The organism is Ruficoccus sp. ZRK36 (assembly GCF_019603315.1).
Taxonomy (GTDB): Bacteria; Verrucomicrobiota; Verrucomicrobiia; order Opitutales; family Cerasicoccaceae; genus Ruficoccus.
The window spans coordinates 1,270,494-1,284,216 of sequence record NZ_CP080649.1; the positions used below are offsets into that span (position 1 = coordinate 1,270,494).

At 59.1% G+C, this 13,723-nt stretch carries 16 protein-coding genes; 5 read left to right on the plus strand and 11 right to left on the minus strand.

The genetic code is table 11. The features are described from left to right. Positions 1 to 109: 109 nt before the first annotated feature. The 4 genes from yidC to rpmH are packed head-to-tail and all read right to left on the minus strand — an operon-like array spanning position 110 to position 2,874. Entirely contained in the window at positions 110 to 2,080 is a 1,971-nt protein-coding gene (gene yidC, locus K0V07_RS05580) for a membrane protein insertase YidC (RefSeq protein WP_220623551.1), read from the minus strand. A 1-nt stretch (position 2,081) separates the two neighbouring features. Beyond that, positions 2,082 to 2,321, minus strand: coding sequence for a membrane protein insertion efficiency factor YidD (gene yidD / locus K0V07_RS05585; protein ID WP_345778171.1), 240 nt, complete (start codon positions 2,319 to 2,321; stop codon positions 2,082 to 2,084). Between the two features lie 53 nt (positions 2,322 to 2,374). After that, positions 2,375 to 2,725, minus strand: a complete 351-nt coding sequence (rnpA, locus tag K0V07_RS05590; protein WP_220623553.1) for a ribonuclease P protein component — start codon at positions 2,723 to 2,725, stop codon at positions 2,375 to 2,377. A gap of 11 nt (positions 2,726 to 2,736) precedes the next feature. Beyond that, positions 2,737 to 2,874 (minus strand): 50S ribosomal protein L34, encoded by a 138-nt coding sequence (rpmH, locus tag K0V07_RS05595; protein ID WP_220623554.1) that lies wholly within the window; start codon positions 2,872 to 2,874, stop codon positions 2,737 to 2,739. A 303-nt stretch (positions 2,875 to 3,177) separates the two neighbouring features. Here rpmH and K0V07_RS05600 point away from each other — a divergent pair, with 303 nt between their 5' ends. Both K0V07_RS05600 and K0V07_RS05605 read left to right on the plus strand, forming a co-directional pair. Further along, a complete protein-coding gene (locus K0V07_RS05600) occupies positions 3,178 to 4,068 on the plus strand; it encodes a hypothetical protein (RefSeq protein WP_220623555.1) in 891 nt (296 codons plus the stop codon). A 111-nt stretch (positions 4,069 to 4,179) separates the two neighbouring features. Continuing rightward, entirely contained in the window at positions 4,180 to 4,866 is a 687-nt protein-coding gene (locus K0V07_RS05605) for an HpsJ family protein (RefSeq protein WP_220623556.1), read from the plus strand. Positions 4,867 to 5,009: 143 nt separating this feature from the next. Here K0V07_RS05605 and aroQ read toward each other — a convergent pair whose 3' ends face one another. The 3 genes from aroQ to K0V07_RS05620 form a co-directional block, all read right to left on the minus strand. After that, on the minus strand, positions 5,010 to 5,447 hold the full coding sequence (aroQ, locus tag K0V07_RS05610) for a type II 3-dehydroquinate dehydratase (protein WP_220623557.1): 438 nt from the start codon (positions 5,445 to 5,447) through the stop codon (positions 5,010 to 5,012). A gap of 78 nt (positions 5,448 to 5,525) precedes the next feature. After that, positions 5,526 to 6,068, minus strand: a complete 543-nt coding sequence (locus tag K0V07_RS05615; RefSeq protein ID WP_220623558.1) for a hypothetical protein — start codon at positions 6,066 to 6,068, stop codon at positions 5,526 to 5,528. After that, a complete protein-coding gene (locus K0V07_RS05620; protein WP_220623559.1) occupies positions 6,065 to 6,820 on the minus strand; it encodes a Nif3-like dinuclear metal center hexameric protein in 756 nt (251 codons plus the stop codon). The genes K0V07_RS05615 and K0V07_RS05620 overlap by 4 nt, the downstream gene beginning before the upstream one ends. 134 nt (positions 6,821 to 6,954) lie before the next feature. On the opposite strand from K0V07_RS05620, the gene K0V07_RS05625 reads away from it, so the two are divergent. Together K0V07_RS05625 and K0V07_RS05630 are read left to right on the plus strand one after the other, a co-directional pair. Then, positions 6,955 to 7,629: an HAD family phosphatase gene (locus tag K0V07_RS05625; protein WP_220623560.1), complete on the plus strand. Its 675-nt coding sequence runs from the start codon at positions 6,955 to 6,957 to the stop codon at positions 7,627 to 7,629. A gap of 73 nt (positions 7,630 to 7,702) precedes the next feature. Further along, positions 7,703 to 8,836 (plus strand): C1 family peptidase, encoded by a 1,134-nt coding sequence (locus K0V07_RS05630; protein ID WP_220623561.1) that lies wholly within the window; start codon positions 7,703 to 7,705, stop codon positions 8,834 to 8,836. A 29-nt stretch (positions 8,837 to 8,865) separates the two neighbouring features. On the opposite strand, the gene K0V07_RS05635 is transcribed toward K0V07_RS05630, so the two are convergent. Together K0V07_RS05635 and K0V07_RS05640 are read right to left on the minus strand one after the other, a co-directional pair. Then, positions 8,866 to 10,023, minus strand: a complete 1,158-nt coding sequence (locus K0V07_RS05635; RefSeq protein ID WP_220623562.1) for a PilT/PilU family type 4a pilus ATPase — start codon at positions 10,021 to 10,023, stop codon at positions 8,866 to 8,868. Between the two features lie 72 nt (positions 10,024 to 10,095). Next, a complete protein-coding gene (locus K0V07_RS05640; protein ID WP_220623563.1) occupies positions 10,096 to 10,791 on the minus strand; it encodes a nucleoside 2-deoxyribosyltransferase in 696 nt (231 codons plus the stop codon). Positions 10,792 to 10,899: 108 nt separating this feature from the next. On the opposite strand from K0V07_RS05640, the gene K0V07_RS05645 reads away from it, so the two are divergent. Further along, a complete protein-coding gene (locus K0V07_RS05645; RefSeq protein ID WP_220623564.1) occupies positions 10,900 to 11,859 on the plus strand; it encodes a ribokinase in 960 nt (319 codons plus the stop codon). Positions 11,860 to 11,864: 5 nt separating this feature from the next. Here the strand turns inward: K0V07_RS05645 and K0V07_RS05650 are convergent, their stop codons facing one another. Further along, entirely contained in the window at positions 11,865 to 13,025 is a 1,161-nt protein-coding gene (locus K0V07_RS05650; RefSeq protein ID WP_220623565.1) for a choice-of-anchor M domain-containing protein, read from the minus strand. Continuing rightward, positions 13,022 to 13,723, minus strand: coding sequence for a prepilin-type N-terminal cleavage/methylation domain-containing protein (locus tag K0V07_RS05655; protein ID WP_220623566.1), 702 nt, complete (start codon positions 13,721 to 13,723; stop codon positions 13,022 to 13,024). The genes K0V07_RS05650 and K0V07_RS05655 overlap by 4 nt, the downstream gene beginning before the upstream one ends.

A 13,723-nucleotide genomic window follows, 5' to 3' on the forward strand; every position in this document is an offset into this window, starting at 1 on the left:
GCCTTCGCGGACTCGTTCCGTAATTTGAAGACACTCCCTAGCACGTTTTTCCGGATAAGCTTACAAAAAAAGCCGGAGGTGAGTACCTCCGGCTTTTTGTTAATGAAAGTTAGCGGCGTTTCTTTTTCTGCTGGGGCAGGCCCTTGCCCTTGAGGCTGCGCTTGACGGCGAGCTGCTCATCGCGGGCGGCCTTCACGCGGTCGGAGAAGGAGGGCTTCTTCGGGCCGCCTTTACCGTCAGGGCCGATGGCGGTGAGGGCTTCCTCTTCGGGGCTGTCCTTGTGGCGGTTGGTGAGCCACTGCTGCCCGATGGTGAAGAGGTTCTGGCAGGTCCAGTAGAGGACGAGCCCGGCCGGGAAGTTGTAGCAGAAAAACAGGAAGACCAGCGGCATGAACTTGAAGATTGTGCGCTGCATGCTGTCCGTGGTCGGCGTCGGCGTCATCTGCATCTGGAAGAACATGGTGATACCCATGAGCAGCGGCAGAGGATTGATCGGGAAGCCGGCGATGTGGCCCACCGTGTCCGGGATGGACAGGTCAGGAATCCACAGGAACGGGGAGAAGCGCAGCTCCGAGGCTGTGCGCAGCATGTAGTAGAAGGAGAAGAAGATCGGGATCTGCACCAGCATGGGCAGACAGCCGGCAGCCGGGTTCACGCGGTGTTCCTTGAACAGCTCAAGGGTCTTCTTCTGCTGCTCCTGCGGGTTGTCCTTGTACTTCTCCTTGATCTCGGCCATCAGCGGCTGGATCTTGGCCATGCGCTTGGCTGAGCGCACCTGGATTTGGGTGAGGGGGAAGAAAAGGCTCTTAATGATGATCGTCACGATGATGATCGTGAAGCCCCAGCCCCAGGTCGGTGCGACGTGGACGATGACGCCGTGGATGGCGATCATGGCGCTCAGGAGGATCTTACTGATGGCGCCGAAAAATCCAAACTGCATGACCAGGTCCTGACGGTCTCCGAGGTCGGCCAGGCGAGTGTACTCCTTCGGGCCGACATAGTACTGCATGTGGAAAAGCTGCTGCTCGCCGGGCTGAAGAGGGTTGAGCTGGAAGCGGATGGCACCCGTCATGCCGTCTTCGGCCTCCGGGTCGTCGAGGCTCATCGAGACGGCCTGGGCGTAAATGCCGTTACCGGGCTCGGTGGGGCTGAGCACACCGGTGAAAAACTGGTTTTTGATGGCCACCCATTCGACGTTGTTGACGGGTTCCTTGACCGCATCAACCGGGCTCTTGGAGCCGATCCCGAGGAAGCCCTTGCTGCCCTTGAAGGTCTTCATCTGGATAAACTCGGCATCGTCACCGTTGTAGTAGCCGAAGTTCAGGTAGGTGCCCCAGACGTCACCTTCGGTCGGGGGGGCGGTGCCGGCGTTAACGAAGATGCTGTTCTGCTTCAGGCTGGCTTCAGACTCATTGACGAAGGCGATGGTGTGCTGGATGACGTACGGGTCCTTGTCGGTACCGGCTCCCTGGAGCTGGTAGCCGCGCTTGATGCGCAGACCATTGGAGGAGACGTACTCGAAGTTGACGCGGTCGTCCTCGTCAGAAAGGTAGGTGATCTTGTAGTGCGGGGCGAACTCGTCGGGGGTCCCGTCGCCGTTTTTGTCAGCGCTGATGGCCAGAGCGGGCAAAACGCCGCCAGCATTGAAGACGTAGGGCTGGTCGGAGTCGATGGTGGCGGGGTACTTGAGCTTGCCGTCGTGGCCCTGCGCGACGAACTCGACGTTCTTGATGGCGCCGCCCCAGGTGGTAAAGGTGACGCGGATGGCCTCGTTTTCCAAGGTGGTCAGCTCTTCGGGGTCGCTGGTGTCTTCCTGCTGGAGGGCGACTTGCTCGTTGGCTTCAGCCTGGGGGAAAAAGTCCTGGCTGGGCTTACCCGAGGTGGTTTGCGCGGAGGGGGTGCTTGTCTTGGCTACCGTGTCGGCTCCGGCCGGAGCGGCCTCAGCGGTTGCTGCCGGTGTGGCCGGGGCTTGCTGTGCCTGCTGGAGAGCTTGCTCCTGCGCCTGGCGTTGCTGCCAGAAAATCGTGAAAAATGCGCCGCCGAGGAAGAGCAGCCCCAGGAAAAGGTTTTTTTTGTCCATGCTAGCGTTTCATAGCACCACTGCGCATCAGCAGGGTGGAGCGGCCGGGGTTTTCCGGCACGGGATCGTAACCGCCGGGGTGAAAGGGGTGGCAGCGCAGAATGCGCCGCAGTGCCAGCCATCCACCACGCCATAGTCCGAAGCGCAGCAGGCTCAGGCGCGCATACTCCGAGCAGGTCGGGTGGAAGCGGCAGCCTGCATTAGGCCCCAGCAGGAGGCGCTTCAACGGGGAGAGCACCACCTGGTACGCTACCACTAGGGCGGCAGCGGCTCGGGCGGACAGGCTGGGAGGGTTCACGGGAGGCGGTATTTTTTAGCCGCGTGCAGGTATTTATCCTGCAGCTGGGCGAATGTCAGTTGGTCGAATTGGGATCGGACGATAATGAGCACATCGCACTCCGGCGGCAGGCAGTCCTGGTTGAGCCGGAATATCTCGCGGAACTGGCGCTTGGCCCGGTTGCGCATGACGGCGTTACCGACTTTACGCGAGGCGATGACGCCCAGACGGCGCAGCCCCGGTGGGGCTCCCTCGCGTGTCGGATAGATGCGCATAATAAAAGCACCGCAGTCAGCCCGGAAGCCTGTACGGCGCGGCCGGTCAAAGTCAGCCCGCGTACGCAGGTGCTGAGCAGCCCGGAAGCGCATCGCAGCCGGGGTTAGATGACGGTCAGGCGCTTGCGGCCCTTGGCGCGGCGTGCGGCGAGGACTTTGCGGCCCCCACGGGTCTTCATGCGGGCGCGAAACCCGAATTTGCGGACGCGCTTTACGCGGTGCGGACGATAGGTAGGTTGCATGGTATGTCTCCGTTAAAGGTTGGAAATTGCGAAACCGCCTGAGAAAAGCGTTTTTTTGGCTTGAGTCAAGCTTTGCTGCTCCTGAATCCGCACTCTGCTTTTTTATGATATAGGTTCACTTTGTTAAATGAGTGGCAAGAAAGGTGCTCCAATCCTGCTTAAGCCAATGCGGCTTATCGGCTTAAATAGCCCTACTGATTTTTGATTTACATCTTTTTCATGCGATGATACAAAAAAATGTATAAAAAGCATTAAAGTGCTGGGAATTTTCGTCGATAACTACGACTCGCAACACCTGTAACCATGCATCTCTCTAAACTTACACTACTTTTGGGCGGCTTTTCCATGCTATTGGCCGCCCCCTACGCATCCGGTGTCACGTACGCCGCAGATGATTTTGAGTCTTACTCCCTCGGTTCCATTGACGGCTATAACGACGGTACCGGCTGGAATGGAGCCTGGTCAGCCGCTGCCGGGCAGTCTGTTGTAGACGTGTCGGGAAATCAGCTGACCTACACCGTCAACGGCGGCAATACACTGTCGGGCGGTAATCAGTCCCTCCAGCTTTCGGGCACGTCGGAGTATGCGGCCTATCGCTCCCTGGCTGATACGCAGGCTGGTACGATCTATATCAGCTACCTGATGCGTGTGGACGGTACGACGATCGAAAACAACGACTTTGCCAGCATGTGGCTGAACGAGCCGGGTACTCAGGGCGGCATGTCCACCGGTTTCAAGGCCAACAATGGTGACGGTGGCGGCACCGAAGACTTCTTTATTCGCCCGTATCTGGACGGGACGAACGCCGGTTATGCCGGTGATGTGAACCTGGGTGAGACCTATCTGGTCGTGGCCAAGTTCGACAAGAGCGCCGGTAGCAGTGTCTACGATACCTTTAGTCTGTGGATCAATCCGGATGCGTGGGATGAAAATAATCCCGACGCCATCTATGAAATGGATAGCAATACCTCGATTGTCGACATGATCGGCTACCGCTCGGCTAATCTCGACAACGGGACCACCGTGCTGATCGACAACCTCACCTCGACGAGTTCCTTTGAGGAATCCATTGGCGGTGGTGTGACTCCGACGGCGGTTCCCTTTGATCCGGGCTCCAGCCTCGGTCTGGCCTTTGTTGGCTGGTTCGCCTGGCGTCGTTTCAAGCGTCGTCTGAGCGAAAAGCAGGCTGCCTAGGCCTGCTCGCCACGATACAAGCGCATTTCTCTCTCCTCCGCCTTTAAGTAATCCTCTCTCTGCTTTTATCGCATGGCGAATACTACGTTGTCATTGCCTTCTGACGATAAGATGACCAGCCGCAGCTTCTTGCGGGTTGTTGGTTGGGCCCTGCTTTTATTGGGTTTTATCGACGCGGTCTATATCCTGATCGGTACCGATTGGCTCAATTCCATATCCGAGCTGCGGACGGGGGGGCGTCTGGCCGAGCATGCCTTGGCTCCTATCCTGGGGATGCTGCTGCTCCTGCTTCCTGCCGGTGATAAATTCACGCCCAAGGAAGTTCGCACTCTCTCGCGCACTTCCAAGCTGAGCCTTGTGCTGGCGGTTTTCAGCCTGGCGCTGGTTCCGTTCATCCTTGTCAGTGCTATCCGCATCCAGCGCGCCTATGACCGACAGGTTACGGCGTGGGTGGACCAGCAGAAGGAGCGGACAGAGGCTGCCATCAAGCAGCTCAATGACAAGCGGACGAAAGAGGATGTACAGGCCTTTGTGCAGCCGCTGCCTCTGGATGAAAAAATCTTTTTTGAGCCGGATGTTGAAGTGCTCAAGACGAATATTTCCGAGCGCTTCCATGAGCTGAATGATGGAAATATCGAGCAGGCCGAGGCTCGCTTGAGTGCTCGTCTTAGAAGTGTCTGGACCGATTCCATCAAGTGGTCCCTGGCTGCACTGATCAACACAGCAGTTTTTGCCTTATTATGGCACCGCAGCCGGCGCTATGGCCGCCTCGCCTCTTCGGCCAAGGGTAAAAAATAACGGAAGACTTTCACCACTACTTGGGGTGGAGCCGTATTGGACTAGGTGATCAAGCCGTGGGAGTGCGTGCCTACCCCACGGGTTTTAACCGTCTTGCAGTGTGCGGCTCCACCTGCTGCTTTTTGCAGGTGCTTTAGGTAGGCCTAGCTTTCAGCCCCCGCAATGAAGGCGAGAGCAGCACTGTAGCCGGCGAATCCCAGCCCGGAGATGACGGCCTCGCAGACGGGCGCTGTCAGGCTCTTATGGCGAAACTCTTCGCGGCGGTAGATGTTTGAGATGTGGACCTCGACGCACCGCAGTCCGGTCCCGGCTATAGCATCCCTCAGGGCCACGCTGGTGTGCGTGAAGGCGCCGGGGTTGATGACTGCACCCGCGAATCCCGCATCGGCCCAGGCGGCGAGCTGGTCGATCAGTTCGCCTTCGTGGTTGGACTGGAAGCATTCGATCTGCGCCCCGGCCGCGGTCGCTTCTTTTTCGAGCTGAGCGGTGAGGTCGTCGAGGGTGGCATGCCCGTAGATATCGGGTTCACGCTTACCGAGACGGTTCAGGTTGGGGCCGTTAAGGATGCCGATCTGCTTCATGGGACGGTGTTTTAGCGAAAAAAACCGCGAATGGGGAGCCTGAAGTTGTGCCCGAAAAACGAAGTGGAATGTCAGCCCCTAGAATAAAACAAAGCCCTGGGGCTGCCCGACACCGAACAGCTTGCCGCTCAGGTCGTCGAGGGCGCCAAGTGTTTCATCCGAGAGCAGTTTCAGGATTTCGTCGATGACTTGCCCCGAAAGCATGTAGGGCATGCCGCTGAAGACGATATCCTTGTCGATGAAAAAGCCGTAGATTTGGTGCTCCTCACACTGGGAGATTGTCCTGCCCGAGATCATGCAGCGATTCAGCCAGGACTGGGTGCGACGCCCATATTTTTTAGCCATCTGGTCGCGTCGTTGTTCGATGTCCACATGCTCGTCAAAGAAGTGGTTGATCAGCTTGCGGCTGTTAATGGACAGATTTTGCTGCTCCCGCTCGACGCAGTCCAGACACATCGCATACTCGAAGATGGTTTCCTTCTTCCGAAAAGCTTTTTCGATGATATAGCGCGTGTGCGTGGCGAAAAGATCCCGCTCGCACAGGGCACACGACCGGAACGCCTCTCCGGTTTCAAAGCTGTAGAAAACCTTGGGGACCGGGTAAAAGTCAAAATAGCTCATAGCGGGCAGTTGGTGGGGAGGAATTCCCACTCCAGTCCGAATTTTTGGGCGGCCTCTTCCGCCAGGGCCATCACGCCGAAGACTTCGGTGCAGTAGTGCCCGCCGAGGTAGAGGTTGAGCCCCTCCTCCTGAGCGATGTTGAAATGCTCCTGCTTGAGCTCGCCGGTGAGGAAGGTGTCGATCCCTGCGGATTTCAGAGCGGAGATAGCGGACTGGCCGCTGCCGGAGAGGATGCCCATGCGCTGAGGCTGCTCGGGACCGGCTTCGATCGCGGTAAAGGTGGCTGGGAACAGCTCCTGGATGCGCTGCCGCAGGATGGTGCGCAGCGGCACCTGCTCGACGATGGCTCCGATGTTATTACCCTCGTAGGGCAGGAACCAGTCGGTGATGCTCAGCCCGAGGCGACGGGCGATCCCGGCGTTGTTGCCGATCTCAGGGTGAAGGTCCAGCGGCAGGTGGCTGCTGTAAAGAGCGATGTCCGCGTCGAAAAGCTGCCGGACCTTGCGGTAGTTGGCCCCGGTTAGCGGCATGGGGGATTTCCAGTTCATCCCGTGATGGACGATGAGGAAGTCCACTCCGGCGGCGGCGGCCATTTCAAAGGGGATGAGGCCGGCGTCCACGGCGGCTCCGATTTTTGTCACCTTGCCAGAGTTGGCGGCCTGCAGGCCGTTCATGGCAGGCGGAAAGTCCGTGATTTGCGAGCGGTTGGTACGTTCGTCGCAAAAGGCTACCAGGTCTTGCAGTCGAGGCATGCCCTGACTTCTAGAGGCATTTACCCGGTTTCGGCCATGAAAAAACCGCTTATAATGGAATTTCCTGAGGCTTTCTCGGGGGCAAAAGGGATTGCGCATTCGCTCTGGATGGAGGATAATGAGCTTTCTTTCTCATGGCTGACTTCAAGCACATTCGAGGCGTAATCTTTGACATGGACGGGCTCATGCTTGATACCGAGCGGCTCTTCCGCCAGGCCTATCAGCAGGCAGCGATGGAGGTCGGTGTGGACTTCCCGGACGCGCTATATGCCAGTATGGTCGGGCGCCGCGCTGATACCAGTCAGCGTATTCTGCGTGAGGGCCTGGGGCCCAATGCGCCTCATGAGGATATCATTGAGGGCGCACGTCGTCATTACTACACGCTGCTGGAAAAAGGCGGGGTCCCCATCCGCCCGGGGCTTCTGATCACGCTTGATTATCTCGATGAGGTTGAAATGCCGCGCGCCGTCGCGACATCGACCCATAGCGGCCTGACGGCCAGCAAGCTGACCGGCTCGGGCCTGATAAAATACTTTACGGTCGTCGTCAGTGGCGATCAGGTCGAGCACGGTAAGCCCGCGCCCGATATCTATCTGCGGGCTGCCGAGCTGATGGGCGTAGAGCCAGAGCACTGCGTGGTGCTGGAGGACTCCGCCGCAGGGCTGGAGGGCGCCCACAATGCAGGGATGATGCCCGTGCTCATCCCGGACCTGCTGGAGCCGACCGCTGCGATGCAGGAGCATGCCGCACACATTTTTCCTTCGTTGACTGAGTTTGCCGCCGCCTTCCGCCGGGAGCGAGAGGCCTGATCCCGTTCGCCATGAGGGATGCGTCCTGGCCTGTTGAAACGAAATGAAGTCCATCAACAACATACCCCGCCTGATGATTCATACTCTATTTCGCAGCAGTTGGCTTGTGCTGCTGGTGTCATTGATCATGATGGCCAGCCCGCTGGAGGCCGCTCGTACGATCGGCAAGCTTGAGGCGGGCGATGACGTTTTTTATAATGTGCGCGTCCAGCAGGTCCTGCCGGACGCGATTATCATACGCCATAGCGAGGGTATCGCAAAGGTGCCGATGGAGATGCTGCCCGAGACCCTGCAGAGACAGTTTCGCTACAACCCGGCGCGCGCTGCTGCCTACCGCGAGGCCCTCGCGAAAAAGCAGGCTGCCCAGCAGCAGGCAAAGGAGAAAGCGGAAGCTGAGCAGAAGGAGGAGGCCGCCCGCAGTCAGTCAGAGCCGGCCCAGCCGTCTCAGTCGATTGCTCCCTTTTTGACTCAAACACCCGAGATAAAAAAGCGCGTCGATCTGCGTCCGGCTTTTCGGGAGATGAACCTGTATGCGAAAAATCAGGGGCGTCGTCCGAGCTGTGCGGTTTTCTCGGTGATCAGCGCGCTGGAGTATCAGCAGGGGCGCGAGACCGGTAAGCCGAATCGCCTCTCCGAGGAGTACCTGATCTGGGCGACGCGCCAGTCGCTGGGGATGCCGCAGGTGGCGATCGCCGAGGGTGACGAAATGAGCGGCGATGAAGACCTTGGGTTTTCCTTGTCGCAGGTGGTGCAGGGGCTGCGGGACTACGGGGTCGCGAATGCCGAGGACTTGCCGAATACCTTTGGTACGTCGATGGCTGAGATTGCAGCCCCTCCTGAGTCCACGATCGAAAAGGCCCGCGAGCGGAGCACGGTCGGCACTTATTGGATTCGAGGAGAGAAAAACGAGGAGCGACTGAACGTCATCTTCAATTTACTTAATAACGGGGTCCCGGTCGTGATTGGTCTGGGCTGGCCAAACTATGCCGTTGTGTCTCGTTCGCCCTTGATCGACAGCCAGACCCCGCGCGAGGAGGGTGGCCACGCCATCACGCTCGTCGGCTACAAGTGTGAGACGGGGAAGCCTGAGGACGCGCGCTTCCTGTTTAAAAACTCATGGGGGCCGCGCTGGGGGAATGCCGGCTACGGCTGGATCAGCTGGAGCTACCTGCGCGAGAATATGGACGCAGCACTTTTTCTGGACTAGACCGCTTGCGGTTAAGTCGGACGGATGGCCTAGGGGAGGCGGCCGATGATGTCGTCGCGGTTAGCGTAGAAAATCGCGTTGTCGCGGGAGATGGCGCCATCTTCGTGCAGTTGAAGGAGGCGGCGCTCCATGGTGATCATACCGTACTCTCCGCCGGTCTCCATGGCGGAATAAATCTGGTGCAGCTTGCGGGAGCGCAGGAAGTTGCCCATTTGCGGTGTATTGCGGAGCACTTCCATCGCCACGGTGCGGCCTTTGCCGTCAGCCCGCGGGATGAGCTTCTGGCTCAGCACGTAGGCGAGGCTGAAGCTCAGCTGGGTGGAGAGCTCGCGTTCGCGCTCAGCCGGAAACATATCGATCAGGCGGGTGAGTGCGCCGATCGCATCGCGCGTGTGCAGGGGGGCAAAAACCAGGTGCCCGGTTTCGGCAGCAGCCAGGGCGAGCGAAGCCGTTTCCAGGTCGCGAATTTCCCCCACGAAGATGATGTCCGGGTCTTCACGCAGTGCGCTGCGCAGCCCCTGAGCGAAGTTTGATACGTGGCGCCCGAGCTCTCGTTGAGAGATGAGAGAGCGCTTGCTCTTAAACAGATACTCCACCGGGTCTTCCAGCGTGATGATGCGTCGGGCGCTGCTCTGGTTGATGGTGTCCAGGAGGCTGGCGATGGTGGTAGACTTACCACTGCCGGTGACGCCGGAGACGATGACCAGCCCCTGATGAATGCCGCAAATGTGCTTCCAGACCTGGTCATTGGGAAAGCCGCACTCCTGCAGATCAGGGATCTTCGGCGGAAGCAGGCGGATGACGGCCGCGAGGCCATCGTTCTCGTGAAAGGCGTTTATGCGGAAGTTGTAGGCTTGGTCCTCGATGGTGAGAGGAAAGCTGCTGTCCACGTCAGCCATGGGGTCGTCTCTCATTTGCTTCCAGTCGACCTCGGAGAGCATGGGGTAGATGAGGGCTTCGGCCAGTTCGGGGCTCAGCAGTTCACCGCCGGGTACACTGTACAGCTCCTGGTCCATGCGGAAGCGGACAGGCTCCCCGACCTTGAAGTGAAAGTCGGAAATGCGCGGCATGCCGTTGCGCATGTAGTCCGGGTCAAAGGCGCTGCTCAGCAAATCCACGATGCTGTACTGCGAGTCTCCCGTGCTGTAGACTTTACGGTGCGGATCGTAGATGGGTGAGGATGACATCGTCGTGGGGGAGGCTTTAATTAGGATATATCACATGCAGCACGCTTCCGAACCTCTTCAGGGATGCCATGCTTACGGCAACAGGCTGCGCTGGCGCTTGCGACGCAAGGTATTGTCCAAGACCTGGCGAATATGTTCCGGCTTATCCTTAAAGCCGGGCATGGCGGCCAGCCAGGCGTAGACGGCCTCGGCCTGGTCCGGAGTCATCGCAGAGGGCGTCTCCAGCACGCGGTCAAAGGCGTCCACCACGGCCTGTGCGATGACGCGCACGAGGGTCTTGGCTACGTCCGAGCTGCGGCGCTCGATCAGCATGTCGGAGGCCTCGGTCAGCGGGAACTCCTTAAAAATGTTCTGGTAGATGCTCATGGCATCAATGACCTCGACCTCCGTGCGGGGGTAGAAGCATGCCATCAGATTCCAGGGGAACTCCTTGGCGTCGCCGACGCCGGTGCGGAAGTCACTGCGCACGATCACGGCGGGGATGTCCGCGAACTTCGCCATCATGTACTCGACCACGGTGCCCGAATCCAGCTCGGCCCCGTCGAAGCAGAACAGTGCCAGATCGGACTCCAGCAGGTTGAGCAGATTGTGGTCACGCAGTTGCTGAGGAGTGCTGCCCGGACGTGCGAGGTTCTGGGGCAGGACGCTGCAGTAGCGTCGGTCAGACAGGTCGGAGATAGCTTCAGCCAGCAGGGCATTACCGGCGAGGTCCTTGTGAGTGAACAGCTCTCCGGCAAAGTAGATATTGAGGGAGGGTACGTCGGCCATAGGCCCCTACCGATGGCAGGAGAACCGCGCCTTCACAATCAAAAAAGCGACATGTGGCCATGAGCGATTGCGCTTTGCAAGAAAGCGCAGTGGCCTTATCATAAGCCCATGAAACCGCTCGTGCTTGTCATAGGAAGTTATAATCAGGATCTGTATTGGCAAACGCCGGATTTTCCCCAGCCCGGCCAGACGTGTGTGGGGCGCTTTTCCACGCTCCCTGGTGGCAAAGGCTCAAATCAGGCTGTCGCCTGTGCGCGTCTGGGTGTGCCTACGGCTTTCTGTGGTGCCGTCGGTGAGGACACGTTCGGGCGGGCTCTCCCTGCGTTTTACCGGAGCGAGGGGATCGAGGAGCATCTTGTCTTCAAACGTGACCAGCCCACGGGTAATGCCGCTATCTGGGTGAACTCAGAGGGTGAAAATGAAATCGTTATCTCCGCCGGTGCCAATGGATTGCTTGATCCGGCTGATATTCCACAGTCAGTGCTGTGCCAGGCCCGTCTGCTGGTCTGCCAAAACGAAAGCTGCCCGGCGACGATGTCATGGGTCTTCGAGCAGGCGCGCGCCAACGGCGTGACGACGCTTTTAAATCCGGCTCCCATGCGCGCGGACTTTCCTCTGGAGATGCTGCGGCACACGGACATCCTCGTTCCCAACCAGAGTGAGTTTGTTGAGCTTGTTACTCGTCTAGGGGTTGCGCCTGAGCCGAGCTTTGGGCTTCAGGAGTTGGCGGCGCTCAGCCATGGCGAGCTGCACCGGCTATGCCGACAGTTAGGTGTGCCGACGGTTATCATCACACTCGGCAAGGACGGGTGCTTCGTTGATCAGGAAAACGAATACGAGCACGTGAATGCCTGTGGTTGTATCGAAGTTGTGGATACAACCGGAGCGGGTGACGCCTTCATCGGTGGACTGAGCGCGCATCTGGTGGAGAAGGGAGAGGGGGCAGTGGCGGCGGCACGATTCGCCAGTGCGGTGGCCGCCCTGTGTGTAACGAAAAAAGGCGCAACCCCGGCCATGCCTACCCGCGACGAGGTGGAGACTTTTCTGGCCGATGTGGGTGCTGGCTGAGCTCTTTACTCTGCTTCGCTCACACGCAGTTGGTAGAAGACGGCTTCGCCTGAGGCGGGTGCGGTCGTATCGCTCCACAGGTACTGTGTGCGTGCATTCTGCGTGTCGAGTGTCTGCACGCCTCCGCTCCAGTTATCGGTGCCGAATTTGGTTGCGACCGGGGCCCAGTCGGCGGCGATCAGGTCTGTGGTACGCCAGATTTGATAAGTGATGTCCGGCCGGGCCGGCTCGGGAATCTCAAGGATGAATCCCGGTACTCCTACTGTGCTCGTAGCCTGAGGGAGTGCGGCTGATCCCGTTTGGTTTAGCCCGAGCGCATAGCGCACGCCGTTGGCAAGAGCGGAGGGAGTAGCTTGATCGGTAAAGCCTTCTGCCCCACTATCGGTGAGTCCGGCTGACCAGAGCCAGTTGTCGTAGTTTTCTACTACAACGGTGGTGATGCGAAACGTGACCGCGTACACCCCTGCCTGGGTGAAGCTCCAGTTCAGGTGTGAGTGGCCACCTGCCTCCAGGTAGTAGCAGTCGTTCTCGTCGATACCATCGGAGGTGGCCATGTAGACGATGGGCGAATTTGCGCCATAGTCGAAGACGGCGAACTCGCCCCCGGCCGGGCCGTTTACATTGACCAGGTCGAGCCGGAGGAACTTAGCCGAGGAGTCGGCGTAGTGGCTTGGGTCTTGTGGGTTCCAGGGGACGAGCTTGCTATCCGTATCCTCTTCGGACGAGAGGCCGAGGTAGATCGAGCCGGGGACGACATAGGACTCCATTAACCAGAATGTATCTCCATCCGCTGCTCCGATGAAGCCATAACCCATGTCGATCGAGGTCTGTCCCATCGTGCGGCGTGTACCACTGTTCGCGTAGAGGTGGGCCTCGCCGGGAGTGTAGGTGGTTTCATCGCCAGCGGCATTGTCGCTGTTGTTGAGGTTGGCTGTGGCGAGGTAGGGAGAGCCGACTCCGCCAAAGTAGGAGATGCGCATGTCCACGTGCAGGCCGTCCAGACGCGTGGAGCCAGCACGATCTGTTTCCACACCGAAGTAAAACGTATGCAGGGCACTGCTTACGCTGAGGCCCTCAGCCTTCAGAGAAGTGTGCGCGCTGAGAACGAGAACGGCCGCGGCGAGGGCACCAAATTTAACGATAGTACGTGAGCAGAGACTTTTCATGTGCCGGGTGGTTTTGCGGGGTTGATGCCGCGGGCGAAGGTGGCCCTCAGCTCACTGGCGAGCATGAAGTCCACGTGTCCGTCGGCGTAGAGATAGTTGGCCCCGCCCCGGTGTCGGTCGGGCTGGATATCCATTTTCGCACTGGCGTAGCCGGTGGAGCCGATCCAGGTGCGCGAGTGGGTGTGGTCGTAGCTGATGTTGACCGAGAGATCATCGGCGCCGGTGAACACCGTGATCGTGTCGCCCGGCTGAGGCAGGCTCATGATGTTTGTGTAGTTTTCGTTTACGACAAACTGGCCGGTGGCGAAGTTAAAGCTCCTCGCGGTGACCGCGATGTATTCATTCATGACGTAGCTGGACAGACCCGCTTCCAGCCGGTCATCCGCGCGTGGATCGCCAGGGCAGATGCGGACTTCGTCCACGTTCTGGATATACGGAGCCAAGGTGTAGACCCACGATTCGCTCGACTTCCCGTCGTGTGTGGTTTTGGGAAACTGCCCGGCGTTTGATTGGCAGAACAGCATCATCCCCGTGCCGATCTGACGCAAGTTGGAGGCGCACTTGGCCTGACGCGCAGTAGCCCGCGCGCCGGTGAGGGTGGCGTGCAGGATACAGGCGAGGATGGCCACGACGGCTATGACGGCCAGCAGCTCAATCAGGCTGAACCCTGGCCGTCTTTTCTGAAAGCCCAGATGCAT